The organism is Halobellus inordinatus (genome assembly GCF_024464655.1).
In the GTDB taxonomy this organism is placed as follows: domain Archaea; phylum Halobacteriota; class Halobacteria; order Halobacteriales; family Haloferacaceae; genus Haloquadratum; species Haloquadratum inordinatus.
The window spans coordinates 142,009-162,607 of sequence record NZ_JANHAV010000001.1; the positions used below are offsets into that span (position 1 = coordinate 142,009).

The window sequence follows — 20,599 nt, forward strand, 5'->3', positions numbered from 1 at the left end:
GGCTACCCGTAGGTCCGTTCGTCCAGGTCCTCTTCGATGTCGTACGCTTCGAGCAACTGATCACAGTAGTCGCGAATCGCCGCTATCGTCTCGGGTTCGTGTTGGTCCAACAGTTCCTCGAGGCTGGCCGGCAGGTCGCTCTCCGCTTCGACGTCGGGTGCCATAGCCGTACGTTCAGTGCGGATACACATAATATCGCGGGCATTGTCAACGTGTTACACCCCAACAAACTACTATCTAGGCGGAGAAACGCTAGTTATGTACGAGACGATTCTCGCCCCCACCGACGGCAGCGACGGCGCCGAGAACGCCGTCGAACGAGCGATCGAGTTGGCTGCCCTGTTCAACGCGGACCTACACCTGCTCTACGTGGCTGATTCCGAGCAGTTCTCTGCGGATAAACCGGAGGCGGAGATCGAAACGATGCTCGACGACCTCGAGGACGAAGGCCAACGAATCGTCGCCGACCTCGAAGCGCAGGCGTACGACTCCTCCGTGGATTACGTCGAGACTCACGTCGACCGAGGAACGCCCCACGAAAAGATACTCGAATACGTCGACACCCACGGGATCGAACTGGTCGTCCTCGGCACGCACGGTGAGAGCGGTTACGAAGCGGCCCATCTGGGTCACATCGCCCACGAGGTCGCCCGTCAGCTCGACGAGCCGCTCCTGCTCGTCTGATACTGTCGGACAGCTCGACCTTCAGTCGAGTGCGGAAGCTACTCGAATGGGAACCGTGTAGAAACTGGATGCCGCCTCCCGGATTGTGAACCTCGCCGAGACGTGCTCGCTCACTTCGTTCGCCGTGCGCGACTCGTCTGGTTCAAATCGCGGTTGGGAACATTTTCACTGCTCCCTTCGGTCGCAGGAAAATGCCGCCTCCCGGATTTGAACCGGGGACAGCTCGATCTTCAGTCGAGTGCTCTCCCAGTCTGAGCTAAGGCGGCGCGCACTTCGATCGAGGCCGAGTATATAAAAAAGGGTTTCGGATTGTCGCGCCGCCGGTGTCGGTCGATTCGATTGCCCGACTGCACCGTTTCCTGCATCGAACCCACCACCTCTGTAACGGCATTCGGACTCGTCGTCGCTGCCGTCACAAAATCTGATGGGCTCGGGCGGATTCGAACTAATCGAGAGGCGGTCGCCTCGCTCCGCTCGACGCTGCGACTCTCTGAGTTCGATTCCTTCCTCGGTTCACGAATTCGTGCTCGCTGTCGCTCGCACAGAATTAGTGGGCTCGGGCGGATTCGAACCTCGGTCGCTCACTGCGTTCGCTCCCTGGTTCAGAATCCACCGCTCGGAACAGACTCGGCCCTCCCTACGCTCGGGCACTCGTATGGGCTCGGGCGGATTCGAACCACCGGCCTCTTCCTTGTAAGGGAAGCGTCATAACCAGCTAGACCACGAGCCCGTAGGCGACACGAGTCTGCACACGTGTATAAGATGAACGGTTTCCAATCCCAACGACGGAATCCTTACGCCGACTCGCTCGAATCGCAGCGTATGGTCGATCGGTCGACGCTCGGTACCGTCGTGCTCGCGCTCGCTGCCCTCCTCGCGCTCGGCATCGTCGCCGTCGCGATGAACCCCGGGCTGCTTCCGACCGGCGAGTACGAGCGGACGACAGTCACTGTCGTCGACGACGCGACCGGCGAGACGCTCGCGTCGGTGAACGTCCGCGTCGCCGACACGGGGCAGAAGCGTTACACCGGACTCAGCGACACCAACTCGCTCGGCCCGAACGAGGGGATGCTCTTCGTCCACGACGCCGACGAACAGCACGCCTACGTGATGCGTGAGATGGCTTTCCCGCTCGACATCGCCTTCGTCGACGCTAACGGGACGATCACGACCATCCACCACGCCGAACTCCCGCCCGAGGGCACCTCCGGCTCGGACCTGACGCGCTACCGCGGCCGGGGCAAGTACGTGCTGGAAGTGCCGTACAACTACACCACAGAACACGGTATCGAGCCGGGCGATCGGATTCGAGTCGCGGGACGCTGGGGGCCGGCAGACGGGTAGCACTCCCGTCGTCGACGCACCGGCCCGGAACGAAAGGCCGAGGGTGACCGCGCCCGTCAGGGTTCGTATGGACGGCTCGCTCGACGGCCTCGATTCCCTCGACGGCTGGCAGGCCGAAGGCTACGCTGCGCGCGTTCACTACCGCGGCGCCGACGACCACTACAGTATCGAGTTCTACGAACCCTCCGAGTGCGTCCTCTACTGGAAGGTGAAGGGCGACGGCGAGACCGCCGTCCCCGTCGGCCGGGAGACGGTTCCCGATCCACTCCGGAGGCGCGTTCGCGAGAACCTCGAAGCGGCAGGGATCGATCCCGACGTCGAACGCCGGTCCCTGTGAGCCTCCTCGAATACCGCTACGATCCAACCCTTTAGTACCGACGAGCCCTGAGACGCGATGATGGACTCCCTCGCGGACGAAGACGATCCCTTCGAGCGCCAGCGCGAGCGCGCGGAGAACCCGATGCGCCGACTCTTCGCCGAGTACGGCCGCGAGAACGCGTTTGCGTTCGCCGTCGGGCTGACATCCAGCGTCGTCGCGCGAGTGCTCGATCTCCTGCCGCCGATCCTCCTCGCGGTCGCCGTCGACTCCATCTTCTTCGACGAGCGGCCGTTCTCGCTGTGGCTCGTCCCCGACGCGTGGCTGCCGGCGACGTCCGCCGAGCAACTCTATCTCTCTGCGGGGCTGATCGCCGTCGCCTTCTTCGGCGGCGCGGCGTTCCACTGGACGCGCAACTGGGGCTGGAACGCCTTCGCCCAACATATCCAGCACGCGATCCGGACCGACACCTACGACAAGATGCAGCGGCTGAATATGGACTTCTTCGCCGACAAGCAGACCGGCGAGATGATGTCGATCCTCTCGAACGACGTCAATCGCTTAGAGCGCTTCCTCAACGACGGGATGAACTCGGCGTTCCGCCTCGGCGTGATGGTCCTCGGCATCGCGGCGATCCTGCTGTACTGGAACTGGCAACTGGCGGCAATCACGCTGACCGTCGTCCCGCTGATCGGCTACTTCACCTACCGCTTCGTCCAGACGATCCAGCCGCAGTACGCCGACGTGCGCTCGTCGGTCGGGCAACTCAACTCCCGACTTGAGAACAACCTCGGCGGAATCCAGGTCATCAAGTCCGCGAACACGGAGGACTTCGAGTCCGACCGCGTCGACGACGTCTCCCAGGACTACTTCGACGCCAACTGGGGGGCGATCCGCACGCGGATCAAGTTCTTCCCCAGCCTCCGGATTCTCTCGGGCGTCGGCTTCGTCCTCACGTTCCTCCTCGGGGGCGCCTGGGTGCTCACCTACCGCCAGACCGGCAGCGCGCCGCTGTTTTTCACCGGGGAACTCACGCCCGGCGAGTTCGTCGGCTTCATCCTCTTCACCCAGCGCTTCATTTGGCCGATGGCGCAGTTCGGCCAGATCATCAATATGTACCAGCGTGCGTACGCCTCCGCCGCCCGGATCTTTGGCCTGATGGACGAGCCATCCCAGATCGCGGAAGACCCGAACGCCGAGGACCTCGTCGTCGACGAGGGTCGCGTCGTCTACGACGACGTCACCTTCGGTTACGGCGACGAGGAGGCGATCGTCGAAGACATCTCGTTCAGCGTCGACGGCGGCGAGACGCTCGCGTTAGTCGGTCCGACCGGGGCCGGCAAGTCGACCGTGCTCAAACTGCTCCTCCGGATGTACGACGTCGACGAGGGATCGATCTCGATCGACGGGACCGACATCCGCGACGTCACGATCCCGAGCCTCCGGCGCTCTATCGGCTACGTCAGCCAGGAGACGTTTATGTTCTACGGCACCGTCGAAGAGAACATCCGCTATGGGACGTTCGGCGCGACCCACGAGGAGGTCGTCGCGGCCGCGAAGGCCGCCGAAGCGCACGACTTCATCCAGAACCTCCCCGATGGCTACGACACCGAGATCGGCGAGCGCGGCGTGAAGCTCTCGGGCGGCCAGCGCCAGCGGCTCTCGATCGCTCGCGCCGTCCTCCGCGATCCCGAGATCCTCGTACTCGACGAGGCGACTTCGGACGTCGATACCGAGACAGAAATGCTCATCCAGCGGTCGCTCGACCGCCTGACCGAGCACCGAACGACGTTCAGCATCGCGCACCGGCTCTCGACGATCAAGGACGCCGACCAGATCGTCGTCCTCGAAGACGGCCGTATCGCCGAACGCGGCGACCACGAGGAGCTGCTTGCGAACGACGACCTCTACGCGCACCTCTGGGGCGTCCAGGCCGGCGAGATCGACGAACTGCCCGAGGAGTTCGTCGAGCGCGCCAGCCGCCGCGCCTCGCGAACGAGCGTCGAGAGCGACGCCGACGACTGAGTCAACCTCTCGCTCTCGCCCTCTCTCGTCCCTGCCAGTACCTCGATACTTACTCCAACTCGGCCCGCAGCGCCTCGTTCATCGCGTCGACCGGCGCGTCGCGCCCGGTCCAGCGCTCGAACGCCTCGACGCCCTGGAACAGGAGCATCCACGCGCCGTCGATGGTCGTCGCGCCCACCTCGGCGGCTTCCCGGAGCAATCGCGTCTCGATCGGCGCGTAGACCGCGTCGAGCACGGCGAGGTCAGCGTGGAGATGGTCGGCCGGAACGGGGGTCTCGTCCACGTCGGGCTCCATCCCAACGCTCGTCGCGTTGACGAGGAGGTCGGCGTCGGCGACGCGGTCGAGTGTGTCGAGGCCGCCCGCCGTCGCGCCGGGCACGTCGGCCGCGAGCGACTCCGCGCTCTCGACCGTCCGGTTCGCGATGTGGACCGACGCCCCGGCGTCCGCGAGCGCAAACGACGCGGCCCGGCCGGCCCCGCCCGCGCCGACGACGACCGCGTCGCGACCGTCGATGGCGACGCCGTGGTGCGCGAACGAGCGTTCGACGCCCGCGACGTCCGTGTTGTACCCCTGCGGCGTCTCGTCGGAGAAGGCGATCGTGTTTACCGCGCCGACGCGGCGGGCGACGTCGTCCGATTCGACCGCGTCGAGGACGTCCTGCTTGAACGGGATCGTGACGTTCAACCCCGCGATTCCGAGCGTCTCCGCGGCCGCGACGGCCTCCGCAGCGGCGTCGCGGTCGGGTTCGAAGGTGACGTAGCGCGCGTCGATCCCGAGCGCCTCGTAGGCAGCCTCGTGCATCGGCGGCGACAGCGAGTGCTCGACCGGATTCCCCAAGAGTCCGTATACATCCATACCCACGCGTCGCCACGCGATCGAATTAAATGGTCGCTCGGCGGCCAGTCTCGCGCGTCTCCGGCGGCGTCGCGGCCGCGCTCACGCTGTCGCTATCACTGATACTGTCGGACAGAAGTTCGTGAATGATGTTGGCACCCACGGGATGCCGATACTTTTCACATCGTTCTGTCCGACAGTATGAACCGCAAGAGATAGGCGGGGCAAGCGGCCACTTTGAGTGATGACTTCGCGCTTACGCCACCCGCTCACCGCCGTCGCCGGGGGCGTCGTGTTGACGCTCCCGTGGGTCGTCGCGTGGGCGACGGGACTGGCCGACGGCTTCGCGCCGCTCTCGATCGTCGGCGTCAGCGGCCTCGCCGTCCTCGGGGCGTCCTTCCTCCTTGCGTGGGGGGCTGAGACGGCTGAGAAAGACGTGCCGCGGGCGTTCGCACTGGCCGTTCTCGCCGTTCTCGCCGTCGCCCCCGAGTACGCCGTCGACGCGCTGTACGCCTGGCAGGCGGCGACCGACCCGGCGAAGGCGAACCTCGCGGTCGCCAATATGACCGGCGCGAACCGCATCCTCATCGGTCTCGGCTGGTCCGGGATCGCGCTGTTCTCGATCTACAAAGCGACCGCCAGCGGCCGTGACGATGGGAGCGTCGTCAACCGCGAGGGCACGCTCCGCGACGCCGTGAAACTCGATCCGAGCATCTCGACGGAGATTCTCTTCCTCTTTTTGGCTACGATCTTCGCCTTCTTCGTCCCGCTCAGCGGCGGTATCGACATCGTCGACACGGTCGTCCTCGTCGGTCTCTACGTCACCTACATCGCGATCATCGTCCGCGGTGACGTCGACGACCACGACGAACAGGTCGGCGTGCCGGCGTACTTCCAGTCGTATCCCCGGAAGGTCCGCGTCCCCATCGTCCTCACGCTGTTCGTCTACTCCGGCTTCCTGATCCTCACAGCGGTCGAACCGTTCGCGCACGGACTGGAGCGATTGGGACTGCAGTACGGTATCCCGGAGTTCTTTATGATCCAGTGGATCGCGCCGCTGGCGTCTGAGAGCCCCGAACTCATCGTGACCGCCTACCTCGTGAACAAGGCGCGGGCGACGGCGGCGTTCAACGCGCTCATCTCCTCGAAGCTGAATCAGTGGACGCTCCTGATCGGGACGCTTTCGGTCGTCTACAGCATCTCGCTCGGCTCCTACGGCGTCTTGCCGTTCGAGTTCAAGCAGGCGGCCGAAATCTGGCTCACCGCCGCACAGAGCTTCTTCGCGCTCGCGGTCCTCGTGAATTTCCGCATCAGCGTCCGCGAGGCGGTGACGCTTCTCGTCCTGTTCGTCTCGCAGGTCGTCATCGAGTTCGCGCTCATCCGAGTCTATCCGGAAGCGCTCGCGGAGACGTACTCTATCTACCTGCTCTTGGCGTACTCGGTCGTCTACGTCGTGCTCGCCGCCGGACTCCTCGCCAGCCGTCGGCGTGACCTCCAGCGACTCGCCAAACTCACCGTCGCCAACATCCGCGGGACGCCGATGCCGGAACCGGAGCGCGCGGACTGAGCGACGAAGCGTCCGCCTTCCCGCCGCTCCGAGAGTTTTTATACCGAGCGGCGACCACTCCCGGTCGTGATCGGACTGGTCGTCAGCCGCGCCGACTCCGCCTCGGTCGCGATCGGCGAGGCACTCCGCTCGCTCGTCGAGTGGGAGACGCGCGAGGACACCGCGCGCAGCGACGCCGACGGTGGTGGGACGTACTACCGCTACGAGGACTTCGAGCTCCGGGAGTTCGACGCCTGGCACCTCGAACTCGACGGCGTCGCGGCCGCCTTTTCGGAACAGCCCGCTTTCGTCGCCTTTCTCTCGCGGCACTCGGGTGATACCGGCCCGCTCCTGACAGCGCACTTCACGGGGAACTTCGGGCCGGCCGAACACGGCGGTGAACCGGGCGAGCTGGCTCGCACGTGTCCGAACGTCCAGCGAGCGGTCGTCGAGGCGTTCGACCGCCACGCGCCCGAGGGCTACGACGTCGGCATCGAGTGCACGCACCACGGCCCGAGCGACGTCGGCGCCCCTTCCCTGTTCGTGGAACTCGGCAGCAGCGAGACCGAGTGGGACGACCCCGAGGGTGCCGCGGCCGTCGCCCGCGCAGTGCTTTCGCTTTCGGGGACGGCTCCGGACGCAACGCGGTCCGTCGACGCTGCCCCGACCGGCGGCGCCGACTCGGGCCACGAACCGCGACAGATCGTCGGATTCGGCGGTGGCCACTACGCACCCCAGTTCGAACGGGTCCTCCGCGAGACGGACTGGGCGATCGGCCACATCGGTGCCGACTGGGTCCTCCAGTCGATGGGCGCACCCGAGGCGAACGCGGCGGTCGTCGACCAGGCGTTCGAGCAGTCGGCGGCGACACGCGCGCTCGTCGCCGCCGACGATCCCGAACTCGAAGCCGTCATCGACGACCTCGGCTACCGCGTCGTCGGCGAGACGTGGCTCCGCGTCACGACCGACGTCGACCTCGACCTCGTCGAAACCATCGAAGCAGCGCTCTCGCCGATCGACGCCGGACTTCGGCTCGGGACCCCGGCGAAAGACGCCACCGACGACGTGGCCGACCGCGACGCCTTCGACGTCGTCTCGCTCCCCGACGACCTCCTCGCGGAGGCCTCGGGCATCGACCAGGCGGCGACGATGGAGGCCGCAAGCGCCACGCTCCTCGCCTTCGAGACGGTCGAAGGCGGGACGAAACCCCAGGGGAATGCCGCTGTCGGCGACGTCAGCGCTCTCGACGCGCTCGCTGACGCGCTCGCGTCCATCCTCGAATCGAAGTACGACGAGGTCCGGAGGGAGGACGGCCGCGTCGTCGCGACGCGAGAGACGTTCGACCCGGCGGCGGCAGCCGAGTTGGGCGTCCCGGAGGGGCCGGCCTTCGGCCGACTGTCCGCGGGCGAGACCGTGGAGGTCGACGGACGCGAGGTCACGCCCGCGGAGGTCCACGCCGAGGAGACCGTAACGTTCCCGGTCGGCAGCGCGCCCCGGCCGACGAACTCGCCGTAGTCTGTGCGTCGCATTCGGAGTCGTACGGCCGCCGACTCCGGACCGATTCGGGCGTCGATAGCAGTCGATCTGACTGGCGACTCCCAGTGGATCATCCCCCTCGCCCCCGGGAACTCCGCCGAACCCCCGCGTCAAGCCACCTGAGCGTCAGACGCGTGTCCGACGAAAGGGGGAAAGATAATTAGGCTGTATTCGGTACGAATGGCCATACTATGGACTCCATCGTCGACGATGCGATAGACGAGGCCGAGGAGACGGGGGATGGGAACGCCGTCGACGCACCCACGGGCGGGGAGATGCCCCGCACCGGAACGATGACCGACGAGGAACTGCAGGAAGTCCTCGTCGACCTCCAGACTGACATCACGGTCGTCGGCTGCGGCGGCGCCGGCGGCAACACCGTCAACCGAATGCACGAAGAGGGCATCGAGGGCGCGACGCTGGTCGCCGCCAACACCGACGTCCAGCACCTCGTAGAGATCGAAGCCGACACGAAGATCCTGATGGGCGAACAGAAGACGCAGGGCCGCGGCGCGGGCTCGCTCCCGCAGGTCGGCGAGGAAGCCGCCTTAGAGTCCCAAGAGGAGATCTACGACTCGATCGACGGCTCGGATATGGTGTTCGTCACGGCCGGGCTCGGCGGCGGGACCGGCACCGGCTCGGCCCCGGTCGTCGCGAAGGCTGCTCGCGAGTCCGGCGCACTCACCATCGCCATCGTCACGACGCCGTTCACCGCCGAGGGCGAGGTCCGCCGGACCAACGCCGAAGCGGGGCTCGAACGCCTCCGCGACGTCGCCGACACCGTCATCGTCGTGCCGAACGACCGCCTGCTCGACGCGGTCGGCAAGCTTCCGGTTCGCCAGGCGTTCAAAGTCTCCGACGAGGTGCTGATGCGCTCGGTGAAGGGGATCACCGAACTCATCACAAAGCCCGGGCTGGTCAACCTCGACTTCGCCGACGTGAAGACCGTGATGGAGCGCGGCGGCGTCGCGATGATCGGCCTCGGCGAGTCCGACTCCGAATCGAAGGCCCAAGACTCCGTCAAGAGCGCGCTCCGCTCGCCGCTCTTGGACGTCGACATCTCGGGGGCGAACTCCGCGCTCGTAAACGTCACCGGCGGGTCGGATATGAGCATCGAGGAGGCCGAGGGCGTCGTCGAAGAGATCTACGACCGGATCGACCCCGACGCACGGATCATCTGGGGGACCTCCGTCGACGAGGAGATCGACGGCACGATGCGGACGATGATCGTCGTCACGGGCGTCGAATCGCCGCAGATCTACGGCCGCAGCGACGACGACGAGGCCCAACCCCAACCGCAGGCCCCGCCACAGGGACAGGCCGGCGGCGCCGAGATCGACTACGTCGAATAGCGACCCTATCCCCGTCGTGTGGTTCCGTCTCTCGGGACCCCCGACTGTTGGTTCCGTACTGCTGCTCTGGGACGTCCGGTTTTTTTTTTTGCTTCATCACTTCCCTCCAGTGCTGCCGCAGCGCGAAGCGGGCATCAATAGATAGAAAAAGCCCGGCATACAAGCTACGGCACAACGATGGACGTCAAGTACGACCTGACCAGCTACGTGCGGGTGCTGAAGCTGGCGAGCACCCCCTCGTGGGAGGAATTCTCACAGATTGGTCTCATCGCCGGCGCCGGCATCGTTCTCGTCGGCTTCCTGGGCTTTCTCATCTACGCGGTGATGAGCTTCCTCCCGGGGGGTGTCTGACGTGCCGATCTACTCGGTGAAGACGACCGCCAGCCAGGAGCGGACGGTCGCCGATATGATCGCCAACCGCGAGGAACCGGAGATCCACGCCGTGTTAGCTCCGGACTCGCTCACGAGCTACGTGATGGTGGAATCGGACAACGATGCCGTGATCACGCGCGTTCTCGAGGAGATTCCGCACGCTCGCGGCCTCGTCAAGAGCGGCGGGGAAGCCGGCCGCTCCTCGATCGCGGAAGTCGAGCACTTCCTCTCGCCGACGCCGGACGTCGAAGGCATCGCCGAGGGCGACATCGTCGAACTGATCGCCGGTCCGTTCAAGGGCGAGAAGGCTCGCGTCCAGCGGATCGACGAGACGAAAGACCAGGTCACAGTCGAACTCTACGAGGCGACGGTTCCGATTCCGGTCACCGTCCGCGGCGACCAGATCCGCGTCCTCGACAGCGACGAGCGCTGAGCCGTTTTCCCGCCGGTCGGTAGTGTCCACGTCGTCGTGAGAGCGGCCTGTGCGCAGTCGAGACGCGAAAACGGGCACTGGGTCGCAGTCTCAGGAGGGCGACGGCGACGACGATCCCGGCGTCTGCGGACGGGGCCTGGCGAATACGGATGGGAGCGCTCCGGCGACGCTCACAGCGCGTCGCGCCGTTTGAGTTCTTCGACGACGTCCCGGAGGTTAGCTTCGTCTTCGATATCTGCCTTGATGTCTTCGCGGACGCGCACGGCCGTCGAATCTGCGTCGTAGGCGCGCACGTACTCCGCTCGGGAGTGTTCCTCGAAGGCGTGTCGGATCGCGAAGTAGCCGTCCGGGACGATGCTGCCACAGACCGTACACTCGTGGCGGGCGTGTTCCACCGTCTGGTGGATGATCGCGGACTCGACGTCCTCGAAGCGCTCCCCACAGTCGCCGATGCCGCACTTCCACAGGGACATATCGGAACGCACGCACAGGTCCGACAAAACCGTTCCGCAGCGGATGAGAAATAGAAATCACTAACCCGGCGCCGTGCAGACCGACGGACGTGACCGACACGGCCGCGTCCGGACCGGACCAAACGAGTGACGCCGATTCGAACGTGGCGGCAGCCGTACGCACCGACGGCGGCGCGGCGACGACTACCCGAGTCGACCCTCACGTGAAGATCCTGAACGAGCGCGTCGTCGCTCGTGCGAAGGCACGCGGCCTCGACGTCTTGGTGTACGCGCCGCATTTCGTCCGCCTGCCGACGATCCGCGAGCGCGCGGAACGCTTCTCGGACGACGACCTGCTCGTCGTCCCCGCCCGCGAGGTGTTCACCGGTTCCTGGCGGAATCGGAACCACGTCCTCGCGATCGGGCTCTCCGAGCCGGTCCCGGACTTCATCTCGCTCGCCGGCGCGCTCGCGGAGTTCGACAGACAGGACGCGGCCGTGCTCGTCCCCCACCCGAACTTCCTCAACGTGAGTCTCGACCGCGAGACGATCGCAGCCTTCGCCGAGCGAATCCACGCCGTCGAGACGCACAACTTCAAGGTACCCTCGCGGCAGAACCGCCACGCTCGAACCCTCGCGAACGACGTCGGTCTCCCGGGGTTCGGCTCCTCGTACGCCCACCTCCGCGGCAGCGTCGGCGAGGTGTGGACGACGTTCGAGCGCGCGATCGACTCCGCGACCGACCTCGTCGACGCGCTCCGAGAGCAAGCGCCCCGTCGCGTTCTCCGGCGCAGCGGCCTCGCTCACTCCGTTCGCGGACTGACCGAGTTCGCGCATCTGGGCTATGAGAACTCCTGGGGGAAGATCGACCGACTGTTTCTCTCGGGAATGGAGCCAACCCATCCGGGACACGTCGCCTACGAAAATCGATTCGACGACGTCAGAGAGTACTGACCTCCGTCTCGGAGACCGGTTCAGTGCTGTTCGTTCACAGTCCGATGAGGACCCCGAACGTGCTCGTCGCCTCCGCCAGCGACGTGTCGAGCGCGAAGACGTAGTTGTGGACGAGCGCGAGCAACACCAGTTCGAGCACTGTCACGAAGACCGTCACACGGATCGCCCAGCTGCTCGACGTCGCCACGCCGGTCGGGAGGTCGTACTCGGTTGCCGAAAGCGGGTAAAAGAGCGCGATCCCGCGCTTCGAGCCGACCATATCGAGGAGGTAGTGCGTCGCGACCCCGATCCAGACGAACTTGAGGTTCCCGAAGACGTAGGGAAACGCGAGGAAGATGGCCAGGATCGGCAGATTGTGCAGCGTCTTTCGGTGGCGGCCGAACGCGGTGTCGACGTCGGGAAAGAGCGCGCCGAGGACGACCGGCAGCGACAGTTCCGCGACCGACCAGGCGGTGTCGCTGGCGAGCGTCACGGCGGCGTCGACCGTGACGGCCCCGCTCTCCCCCCCGACGAGCGGTCCCGACGTCGGATCCACCGAGAGAATCACCCCGAGTCCGATCGCGAGGATCGCCCCGTTCAGCACGTGCCCGTCTTTGTTCATCGGCTGTGAGTCTGCGTGCCGCCCCTACAAACGTTGTGTCTCATCGAGCGCCGCGCCGTCGGCCACTTTCTCACCCCGTCAGACCGTCCCGACTACGCCTCCACGGCGACGAGGAGTGTTTCGAGCGCCTGCCGTGCGATCTGCTCTTTGATTTCGGTTCGACTGCCGTCGAACTCGTAGCGCTCGACGCGCGTGTAGGACTCCCCTGTTCCCCACTCGCCCCGATAGGCGACGCCGATGAAGACGGTCCCGACCGGCTTCTCTGCCGTGCCGCCGTCCGGCCCGGCGATCCCGGTGGTCGAGATTCCCCAGTCGGTCCCGGCGGTGTCGCGGACGCCGGCCGCCATCTCGTGGGCCACCGGCTCCGAGACCGCCCCGTGTTCGTCCAGCGACTCCCGTGAGACGCCGAGCGCAGTCAGTTTCGCGTCGTAGGAGTACGTCACCAGCGAACGGTCGAAGTAGTCCGAAGAGCCGGGGATGTCGGTCAGGAGCGACCCGATCAGGCCGCCCGTGCACGACTCGGCGACGGCGACCGTCTCGCCCGTCTCGCGGAGGGCGTCGCCGACGCGGACTTCGATCGGGGGATCGGATGCGAACTCTCGCATACCCGTGTGGTGGGCGGCGAACAGTAAAGAACGCCCGCACGGCGCGGTCGAAAAACACACCCTTCTCGCATCCGTCGCCGCAGACGAGATGACAGAGACGGACGACGCGTACGACGAACCGCTCTTCTACCGCGTCATCCAGTACGCCGTCGCCGCCGACCGCGACGTCGTGACGATGGTCTCGGGCAACCCCGACTGGGGACCACCGGAGGCGCTCCGAGATGGACTCGAATCCTACGCCGACAGCGACCCGCGAGACTTCCAGTACCCGGCGAGCGAGGGGCTCGGTGCGCTTCGCGAGGTGATCGCTGAACGGCGGAACGTCGACGAATCGCGGCTGGTCGTCACCAACGGCGCGGCCGAGGCCAACTACCTCGCGATGGCGGAGGCGATAGAGCGTGGGTCGGGCTCGGAGTTCCTCCTGACCGACCCCGTCTACCCGTACTACCCGGGGAAGGCGACGATGCTCGGCGGCGACGTGACGCGCGTGCCCGTCCACGACGACGGCCACGTCGACGTCGCGGGGATGCGCGAGGCGGCCTCGTCCGACACGGCGATGATCGTGCTCAACACGCCGAACAACCCCACCGGCACCGTCTACAGCCGCGACGCCGTCGACGAAATCGCGGACGTCGCTGCCGAGCACGACGCCCTCCTCCTCGTCGACGAGGTGTACGACCACTTCGACTTCACCGGACGCTTCGAGAGCGCGCTCACGCTCGACCGCGAGCACGTCGTCGTCACTTCGTCGTTCTCGAAGTCGATGGGGATCACGGGCTTTCGCGTCGGCTACGGCGTCTTCCCCGACCACCTCGTCGGCGACGCGAGAGCGCGGCATATGCTCGTCAACGTCACCGGGAGCCGCCCCGCGCAGGCGGCCGTCGCCAACGCCTTACAGGAGACGCCTCCGTCGTACTACGAGTCCGTCCGCGACACGCTCCGCGAGCGGATCGACGCGTTCACCGACGCGCTCGACGCGGCCGGCGCGGACTACACCACCCCGGAGGGCGCGTTCTACGTCCTGGCGCGCTTCGAGGACTTCCCGGGGACGATGGCGAACGTCGAGCGGCTGATCGACGAGGCCGGGGTCGCGGGGATGCCCGGCGAAGCGTTCGGCGAGGCCTACGACGACTGGATCCGCTTTGCGCTCTGTACCGACCGGGCGGCGGAGGCGGCGGACCGACTCGCCGCGTACTTCGACGACCGCTGAAGGCTGCGGGCGGTGCAAGCGTACGCTGAGCGGACCGCGTTGGCTCGGGCGACTCTCGCATCCGCCGACCGAGAAGTACACAAGTCCGCATCTCGTCCCCCCTCGTATGTCGAGTATCGACGTCGACGCCGCCGACGAGGGCGACGACGCGCGTACCGAGAGCGACTCGCCGGAGGAGAGCCACGACCACACCGTCGACGTCGAGGCGGTCGATCACGTCGACCCGATCGAAGACGCCGAGGACGCGACGGGGCTGCCCGACCAGGTCGACGCTCCCGACTACGTCCTCTACGGCGGGAAAGGGGGAGTCGGCAAGACGACGATGGCGGCCTCGACGGCGCTCGCCTCCGCGGCCGCGGGCACGGCTACGCTCGTCGTCTCTACGGACCCGGCGCACTCGCTGTCGGACACGCTCGACGTCGACGTGCCGGCCGAGCCGACGCGGATTCGCGAGGACATCCCGCTGTACGCCGCCGAGATCGATCCGGACTCGGTCGTCGCCGGCCCGTTCGGCGACGAGGCCGGACCGGGGGCGGCCGGATCGGGCGCTGCGGGCGATGCGGGCGCAGGAGCCGGGTTCGGATCTGACGCCGACGCCAGCAGCGGATTCGATCAGAACGCGGACGTCGAGGACAACCCCTTCGCCGGCGGCGACGCGGCGGGCGCAGGGGCGTCGCCCTTCGGCGACCTCGGCGGGATGGAGGACCTCATCGGCGGCGCGATGGGGCCGGGGTCGATGCCCGGCGCCGACGAGGCGGCGGCGATGCAGCAACTGATGGAGTACCTCGACGACCCCCGATTCGACCGGGTCGTCGTCGACACCGCACCCACGGGGCACACGCTCCGACTGCTCGAACTCCCGGAACTGATGGACTCGATGGTCGGCCGCATCGCGAAGTTCCGCCAGCAGTTCTCGGGGATGATGGAGGGCGTCAAAGGAATGTTCGGGATGGGCAACGAGGAGAACGCCGCCGCGCCCGACCTCGACGAACTCCGCGAGCGGATCGAACGCCTCCGGACCGTCCTGCGCGATCCCGCGAAGACGGACTTCCGCGTGGTGATGATTCCCGAGGAGATGAGCGTCGTCGAGTCCGAGCGCCTCGTCGAGCGCCTCGACGGCTACGGCATCCCCGTCCAGACGCTCGTCGTCAACCGCGTGATGGAGGACCTCGCTGAGGTGACGAGCGCCGACGTCGACGACCGCTGGGTGGTCTCGCCGGACTTAGAGCACTGTGAGTTCTGTCAGCGTCGCTGGCAGGTCCAGCAGGACGCCATCGGTCGCGCGACCGAACTGTTCAGGAGTCGGGACGTAAAGCGCGTGCCGCTTCTGGCCGAAGAAGTGCGCGGCGAGCGGGCGCTCCGCGTCGTCGCGGCGTGTCTGGAGTAGCGAAACGCGCAGAACCGCACGCTAGAGCTTTCTGAGGTACCGGTAGGCGGTGTCGAGCCACCGCGCAGGGAGGTGTCGCGCCAGCACCGAGATCCGCGCGGCCGTCCCGGGCTGATACCGGGGTCGTGGCTTCGTCGAGGAGGCGGCGTCGAGGATGTCCTCTGCGACGCGCTCGGCCGAGATTGCGCCGAGTCCGCCGCCGCCGATCAGTTGCGTGTCCGAGAAGAGTTCGTAGAACGACTCGTACGCGCCCGAGCGTTCGATGCCCGGGATGTCGTCGGCGTCGTCGCCGTCGCCTCTGTCCCCGTCGTCGCCGTGGACCTCACGCTCTGCGCGGTCTGTGAACTGCGTCTCGACCGGGCCGGGTTCGACGACGACGACGTCGATGCCGTACTCGTCGACCTCGTTGCGGAGCGCGTCGCTCATCGCTTCGAGCGCGAACTTCGACCCCGCGTAGATGCCGCCGCCGGGGAACGAGACCCGCCCCGCCGCGCTGGAGACGTTCACGACGGTGCCGTCCTCCTGTTCGCGCATATGCGGGAGGACCGCGCGGAGCAGTCGATGCGGCCAGTAGACGTTCACGTCGAACTGCCGGTGGACCTGCTCGGTGGGGACGTCTTCGACCGGCCCCATCTGCCCGAAGCCGGCGTTGTTGACGAGACAGGAGATGTGGCCCTCCTCTTCGATGATGCGGTCGACTACGCGGTCGACGTCGTCTTGGTCAGTGACGTCCAGGGTGGCGATGTTGCAGCCCTTCTCACCGAGCGTCTCGATGTCTGCTGGGTTGCGGGCCGTGGCGTAGACGCACCAGTCCTCCTCGAGGAAGGCGAGCGCCGTGGCGCGGCCGATGCCGGACGAACAGCCGGTGATGAGGACCGTCTTCGGATGCACGATCCGAGCAACGACCCGCGCGGTGTTAATTGTGTGCGGTTCACGGCAGGCCGCCCGCCCCGGTGCGCGCCGGCGTCGGCCCGTTGCCACACGCTTAACTTTCTGCCCGGGGTGGTCCGAGTATGCGATTCGATCGACGGTCCGGGGTCTTCCTCCACGTCACCTCCCTGCCCGGCCCACACGGCATCGGCGACCTGGGCCGCGGCGCCCGCACGTTCCTCGATTGGCTCGCGGACGCAGCGCAGTCGTATTGGCAGTTCTGCCCGGTCGGCCCGACGGCGTCGGTCCACGGCGACTCGCCGTACCAGGCGTACTCCGCGTTCGCGGGGAATCCGCTGCTCGTCAGCCTCGACCGACTCGTCGACGCCGGGTATCTGGACGAGGCGGACCTCGAACCGGTCCCCTCGTTCCCGGCGCACGACGTCGAGTACGACCGCGTCCGCGAGTACAAAACCGAGACGTTGCGGCTCGCGGCCGAGCGGTTCCACGCCGACGCGGACGACGCCGACCGCGAGGCGTTCGCGGCGTTCCGCGAGCGCGAGTCGACCTGGCTCGACGACTACACGCTGTTTATGGCGTTGCGAACGCGGTACGACGGCGCGTGGACGTCGTGGCCCGAACCGGTCCGGACGCGCGAACCGGACGCGCTGGTGACCCACCGCGAGGAGTTGGCTGACGAGGTGGCCTACCGCGAGTTCGTCCAGTTCGTCTTCGATCGGCAGTGGCGTTCGATGCGAGAGTACGCCAGCGAGCGCGGCATCGACCTCGTCGGCGATCTCCCCATCTACGTCGCGCTCGACAGCGCCGACGTCTGGGCGAACCCGGAGGCCTTCGATCTGACCGACGACCACGAGCCGGCGGCCGTCGCCGGCGTCCCGCCGAACCCCGGCGACGAGGGCCAGCGCTGGGGGAATCCCGTCTACGACTGGGACGCGCTCTCGGAGACCGGATACGACTGGTGGCTCGCGCGACTCGAACGCCTCCTCGAACTCGTCGACGTCACGCGTATCGACCACTTCAAAGGGTTCGACGAGTACTGGGCGATCCCCGCCGACGCCGAGTCGCCGGCGGCGGGCGAGTGGCGCGACGCGCCGGGCGAGGACTTCTTCGAGACCGTCGAAGCGGAACTCGGCGAACTACCGTTCGTCGTCGAGGATCTCGGGTTCCTCGATCAGGGGCTCGTCGACCTCCGCGAGCGCTTCGACTTCCCGTCGATGCGCGTGCCTCACTACGCCGACTGGTGCCGCGAGGGCGATATGTACCAGCCGATGCACTACCCCGAAAACAGCGTCGGCTACACCTCGACGCACGACACGAACACCCTCGTCGGGTACTACGACGCGCTCCCGCCGCGCCAGCGCGACTGCCTCGAGTACAACATCGGCGCGGACGGCTCGGAGATCCACTGGTCGATGATCGAGGCAGTCTGGCGCTCGGACGCCGTGCTCGTCTTCACGACGATGCAGGACGTCCTCGGCCTCGACAAGCACGCGCGATTCAACCGCCCGGGAACCGCGCTGGGCAACTGGACGTGGCGCTGCACCGACGAGGCGTTCGAAGACGACACCGCGGCGCGGCTCGCGCGCGTCACCGACGAGCACATCCGGAACTGAGCACTACGCTCCCCGCCGCCCAGTTCCCACCCGCTCCTCGACGCATCGAAACCCCGATACGCGCCTGGGCCGTCCACTGTCTCGATGACGTTCGAATCCGGCGCGATCCCGCTCTCCTCGATCCCCGGGCCGTTCGATCTCCAGGCGACGCTCGAAAGCGGCCAGTCGTACCTGTGGGACAGCGCCGACGGACGGATGTACGAGTCGATGGACGTCTACGGCGGCGACGCGTGGTACGAGACGGTCGTGCCGCCGGTCGACGGCGTCACCGACGAGGACGTCGTCGTCCGCGTCCGCCAGCGTGACGGCGACTTGGAGTGGGAGGCGACGACCGACCCCGTGCCGCTTTTGACGCACCTCCTGCGCCTCGACGACGACCTCGACGCGATCTACGCGGCGACGCCCGACGACGACCTCATTGAGCGCGCCTACGACGCCTACCGCGGGATGCGACTCGTCCGCGACCCGCCGTTTCCCTGTCTCGTCTCGTTCATCTGTTCGGCGCAGATGCGCGTCTCGCGGATCCACGGGATGCAGATGGCGCTCGCCCGCGAGTTCGGGACGCACCACGACGTCGACGGCGAGGCCTTCGAGGCGTTCCCGACGCCCGAGCAGTTGGCCGCACAGAGCGAGGACGACCTCCGCGACCTGAAACTCGGCTACCGCGCGCCCTACGTACAGCGGACCGCAGAGATGGTCGCCGGCGGAGAGGCTCACCCGAGAGAGGCGGTCGGTCGCGACTACGAGGACGCCCGCGAGTATCTGACGCAGTTCGTCGGCGTCGGCGACAAGGTCGCAGACTGCGTGTTGCTGTTCTCGCTCGGCTATCTGGAGGCGGTCCCACTCGACACTTGGATACAGGGCGCCATCGCCGAGCACTTCCCCGAGTGCGACCGCGGCAACTACACCGAGACGTCGCGCGCCCTCCGCGAACGTCTCGGCGGCGAGTACGCCGGTTACGCCCAGACGTACCTCTTTTATTACCTCCGCGCTCGCGGCGACGACTGACCGGCGATCGGTTTGATCGGATATTGGTATCGATCGGCGAACCTTTGATGCCACGGGCGACCGTACTATCCTGTATGGACTGCAGAGTCGTCGTCGAGGCCGCGATACCGGTGTACGACGTGACGACGCCCGACGAGGCGATCCGGATCGCCATCTCGAAGACGGGCGAGATGCTGAATCCGGATCTGAGCTACGTCGAGATCTCGATGGGTTCGCGCACCTCGCCCGACGGCGAGGAACTCCCGCCAGCGTTCATCGCGGCCGACGAGGCGCTCGTCGCGCTGGAACTGGAGATGACGGTCTTCAACGTCGAACAGGAGGAACACGCCTCCCGGATCGCCCGGAAGGAGATCGGCCAGCGGCTCGAAAACGTCCCGCTGAAGGTTCTCTCGGTCGAGCCCGTCGAGGAGGGTGACGAGACCGACGAGGACGCGACAGGCGAGGACGAATCCAACGAGCACGGCAGAAACGGCGCGGACTCCGAGACCGAAGACCGATCGACCGACGATTCGGGAGACGACGACCTCATCCCCGAGTTCGACGACCTCGTCGAAGACGGCTGATCGGCGTTGCGGACGGGTGGCCGCGCGGTTCTTCTCTCCAGAGATGTATCCGTGACAGCCGACAGTATCGTGGGGCTGCAGTACTCACCGCGAGACATGGCGAACGAGACGCTGTACGATCGACTCGGCCAACGCGAGGGGATTCGCACCGTCGTCGACGACTTCTACGACCGACTCGTCGCGGACGAGGACATAGGCCCGTTCTTCGAGGACGCTGACGTCGAACGTCTCCGACAGACACAGACCGACTTTCTGTGTGAGGCCGCAGGTGGGCCCGAAACGTACGACGCTGCTCCGATCCGCGAGGCGCACCTTCACGTCCCGTTCACTGAGGAGCATATCGAGCGCGCTATCGAGCACCTCTCGGATAGTCTTGACGCGTTCGACGTTCCGGAAGACGACGCCGCGAAAGTCGTGCAGGCCGTCGCGGCGTACGAGGAAGAGTTACTGGCGCGCGCGGACCGGTGAGCAGGCGACTACAGACGCGATCGTAGGTAGATCGGATGCGACGCGCGTGGGTGCGCCGGCGGACGACGGCCCCGTGTGTCGCTGTGGCTATCGCTCTGAGACGTGGTGTGCGGAGGATGCGGCGAGTCGTCGGGGGTCAGTCGGCGGCGGCTGCGACGCGGTCCTGCTCGACTTCGTCCATCGAGGAGGTGATTCCTTTGACTAGTTTAAAAACAGCGGCTTTGTGATCGGTTTTCGACTTGTGAATCGAGGTCGGTCGGACGCCGAGTTCATTGTATGCTTCGAGCGAAACTTCCTCGTCTTCCCACGCTTCGACCTGTGTGTGTACTTCCGCAAGCAGGCCGTGAAGGTGGATGAGCTCCTGCTTCTTCATGAGCAAAAGTCTGTTGAGACTCGAAGAATATA

Annotated in this window: 23 protein-coding genes and 2 tRNA genes; 16 read left to right on the forward strand and 9 right to left on the reverse strand. The window is 66.6% G+C overall.

Going from position 1 to position 20,599, the window contains the following annotated elements; all coding sequences use genetic code 11:
• Positions 1-2: 2 nt before the first annotated feature.
• Complete coding sequence (locus tag NO347_RS00675) at positions 3-164, reverse strand: hypothetical protein (protein WP_256287816.1); 162 nt, start codon at positions 162-164, stop codon at positions 3-5.
• A 94-nt stretch (positions 165-258) separates the two neighbouring features.
• Between NO347_RS00675 and NO347_RS00680 the strand changes: the two genes are divergently transcribed.
• On the forward strand, positions 259-684 hold the full coding sequence (locus tag NO347_RS00680; RefSeq protein ID WP_256287817.1) for a universal stress protein: 426 nt from the start codon (positions 259-261) through the stop codon (positions 682-684).
• A gap of 192 nt (positions 685-876) precedes the next feature.
• Here NO347_RS00680 and NO347_RS00685 read toward each other — a convergent pair.
• Together NO347_RS00685 and NO347_RS00690 are read right to left on the reverse strand one after the other, a co-directional pair.
• Positions 877-950, reverse strand: a tRNA-Phe gene (locus NO347_RS00685).
• Between the two features lie 390 nt (positions 951-1,340).
• Positions 1,341-1,414, reverse strand: a tRNA-Val gene (locus NO347_RS00690).
• 92 nt (positions 1,415-1,506) lie between these two features.
• On the opposite strand from NO347_RS00690, the gene NO347_RS00695 reads away from it, so the two are divergent.
• From NO347_RS00695 to NO347_RS00705, 3 genes are all read left to right on the forward strand, one after another.
• On the forward strand, positions 1,507-2,028 hold the full coding sequence (locus NO347_RS00695; RefSeq protein ID WP_256287818.1) for a DUF192 domain-containing protein: 522 nt from the start codon (positions 1,507-1,509) through the stop codon (positions 2,026-2,028).
• 67 nt (positions 2,029-2,095) lie between these two features.
• The gene (locus NO347_RS00700) at positions 2,096-2,365 is read left to right on the forward strand and encodes a DUF7538 family protein (RefSeq protein ID WP_256287819.1); all 270 of its coding nucleotides are present in this window, start codon (positions 2,096-2,098) and stop codon (positions 2,363-2,365) included.
• Between the two features lie 60 nt (positions 2,366-2,425).
• Entirely contained in the window at positions 2,426-4,369 is a 1,944-nt protein-coding gene (locus NO347_RS00705; RefSeq protein ID WP_256287820.1) for an ABC transporter ATP-binding protein, read from the forward strand.
• A gap of 49 nt (positions 4,370-4,418) precedes the next feature.
• Here NO347_RS00705 and NO347_RS00710 read toward each other — a convergent pair whose 3' ends face one another.
• Positions 4,419-5,225, reverse strand: a complete 807-nt coding sequence (locus NO347_RS00710) for a shikimate dehydrogenase (protein WP_256287821.1) — start codon at positions 5,223-5,225, stop codon at positions 4,419-4,421.
• Between the two features lie 223 nt (positions 5,226-5,448).
• On the opposite strand from NO347_RS00710, the gene NO347_RS00715 reads away from it, so the two are divergent.
• The 5 genes from NO347_RS00715 to NO347_RS00735 all read left to right on the forward strand — a co-directional run bounded on the left by NO347_RS00715 (position 5,449) and on the right by NO347_RS00735 (position 10,443).
• Entirely contained in the window at positions 5,449-6,771 is a 1,323-nt protein-coding gene (locus tag NO347_RS00715) for a sodium:calcium antiporter (RefSeq protein WP_256287822.1), read from the forward strand.
• A gap of 66 nt (positions 6,772-6,837) precedes the next feature.
• The gene (locus tag NO347_RS00720) at positions 6,838-8,265 is read left to right on the forward strand and encodes a D-aminoacyl-tRNA deacylase (RefSeq protein WP_256287823.1); all 1,428 of its coding nucleotides are present in this window, start codon (positions 6,838-6,840) and stop codon (positions 8,263-8,265) included.
• Between the two features lie 212 nt (positions 8,266-8,477).
• Entirely contained in the window at positions 8,478-9,638 is a 1,161-nt protein-coding gene (gene ftsZ / locus NO347_RS00725; RefSeq protein ID WP_121568921.1) for a cell division protein FtsZ, read from the forward strand.
• A gap of 177 nt (positions 9,639-9,815) precedes the next feature.
• Positions 9,816-9,989 (forward strand): protein translocase SEC61 complex subunit gamma, encoded by a 174-nt coding sequence (locus NO347_RS00730; protein ID WP_103992772.1) that lies wholly within the window; start codon positions 9,816-9,818, stop codon positions 9,987-9,989.
• A gap of 1 nt (position 9,990) precedes the next feature.
• On the forward strand, positions 9,991-10,443 hold the full coding sequence (locus tag NO347_RS00735) for a transcription elongation factor Spt5 (protein ID WP_121568920.1): 453 nt from the start codon (positions 9,991-9,993) through the stop codon (positions 10,441-10,443).
• A 170-nt stretch (positions 10,444-10,613) separates the two neighbouring features.
• Here the strand turns inward: NO347_RS00735 and NO347_RS00740 are convergent, their stop codons facing one another.
• Positions 10,614-10,916 (reverse strand): DUF7565 family protein, encoded by a 303-nt coding sequence (locus tag NO347_RS00740; protein ID WP_121568919.1) that lies wholly within the window; start codon positions 10,914-10,916, stop codon positions 10,614-10,616.
• A 143-nt stretch (positions 10,917-11,059) separates the two neighbouring features.
• On the opposite strand from NO347_RS00740, the gene NO347_RS00745 reads away from it, so the two are divergent.
• Positions 11,060-11,848 carry a PHP-associated domain-containing protein gene (locus NO347_RS00745; protein ID WP_256288406.1) on the forward strand — a complete coding sequence of 263 codons (789 nt, stop codon included), beginning with the start codon at positions 11,060-11,062 and terminating at the stop codon, positions 11,846-11,848.
• A 34-nt stretch (positions 11,849-11,882) separates the two neighbouring features.
• Here the strand turns inward: NO347_RS00745 and NO347_RS00750 are convergent, their stop codons facing one another.
• Together NO347_RS00750 and NO347_RS00755 are read right to left on the reverse strand one after the other, a co-directional pair.
• Entirely contained in the window at positions 11,883-12,449 is a 567-nt protein-coding gene (locus NO347_RS00750) for a metal-dependent hydrolase (RefSeq protein ID WP_256287824.1), read from the reverse strand.
• Between the two features lie 92 nt (positions 12,450-12,541).
• A complete protein-coding gene (locus NO347_RS00755) occupies positions 12,542-13,054 on the reverse strand; it encodes a CinA family protein (protein ID WP_256287825.1) in 513 nt (170 codons plus the stop codon).
• Between the two features lie 88 nt (positions 13,055-13,142).
• Here NO347_RS00755 and NO347_RS00760 point away from each other — a divergent pair, with 88 nt between their 5' ends.
• On the forward strand, positions 13,143-14,264 hold the full coding sequence (locus NO347_RS00760; RefSeq protein ID WP_256287826.1) for a pyridoxal phosphate-dependent aminotransferase: 1,122 nt from the start codon (positions 13,143-13,145) through the stop codon (positions 14,262-14,264).
• A gap of 106 nt (positions 14,265-14,370) precedes the next feature.
• Positions 14,371-15,651 (forward strand): ArsA family ATPase, encoded by a 1,281-nt coding sequence (locus NO347_RS00765; protein WP_256287827.1) that lies wholly within the window; start codon positions 14,371-14,373, stop codon positions 15,649-15,651.
• Between the two features lie 21 nt (positions 15,652-15,672).
• Here the strand turns inward: NO347_RS00765 and NO347_RS00770 are convergent, their stop codons facing one another.
• A complete protein-coding gene (locus NO347_RS00770) occupies positions 15,673-16,542 on the reverse strand; it encodes an SDR family oxidoreductase (protein ID WP_256287828.1) in 870 nt (289 codons plus the stop codon).
• A gap of 122 nt (positions 16,543-16,664) precedes the next feature.
• Here NO347_RS00770 and malQ point away from each other — a divergent pair, with 122 nt between their 5' ends.
• From malQ to NO347_RS00790, 4 genes are all read left to right on the forward strand, one after another.
• Entirely contained in the window at positions 16,665-18,155 is a 1,491-nt protein-coding gene (gene malQ, locus NO347_RS00775; protein WP_256287829.1) for a 4-alpha-glucanotransferase, read from the forward strand.
• Between the two features lie 84 nt (positions 18,156-18,239).
• Positions 18,240-19,163: a DNA-3-methyladenine glycosylase family protein gene (locus tag NO347_RS00780; RefSeq protein ID WP_256287830.1), complete on the forward strand. Its 924-nt coding sequence runs from the start codon at positions 18,240-18,242 to the stop codon at positions 19,161-19,163.
• A 74-nt stretch (positions 19,164-19,237) separates the two neighbouring features.
• Positions 19,238-19,726, forward strand: coding sequence for a DUF555 domain-containing protein (locus NO347_RS00785; RefSeq protein WP_256287831.1), 489 nt, complete (start codon positions 19,238-19,240; stop codon positions 19,724-19,726).
• Between the two features lie 96 nt (positions 19,727-19,822).
• Complete coding sequence (locus tag NO347_RS00790) at positions 19,823-20,194, forward strand: group I truncated hemoglobin (RefSeq protein ID WP_256287832.1); 372 nt, start codon at positions 19,823-19,825, stop codon at positions 20,192-20,194.
• A 136-nt stretch (positions 20,195-20,330) separates the two neighbouring features.
• Here NO347_RS00790 and NO347_RS00795 read toward each other — a convergent pair whose 3' ends face one another.
• Positions 20,331-20,567: a UPF0058 family protein gene (locus NO347_RS00795; protein ID WP_121568910.1), complete on the reverse strand. Its 237-nt coding sequence runs from the start codon at positions 20,565-20,567 to the stop codon at positions 20,331-20,333.
• Positions 20,568-20,599 lie beyond the last annotated feature (32 nt).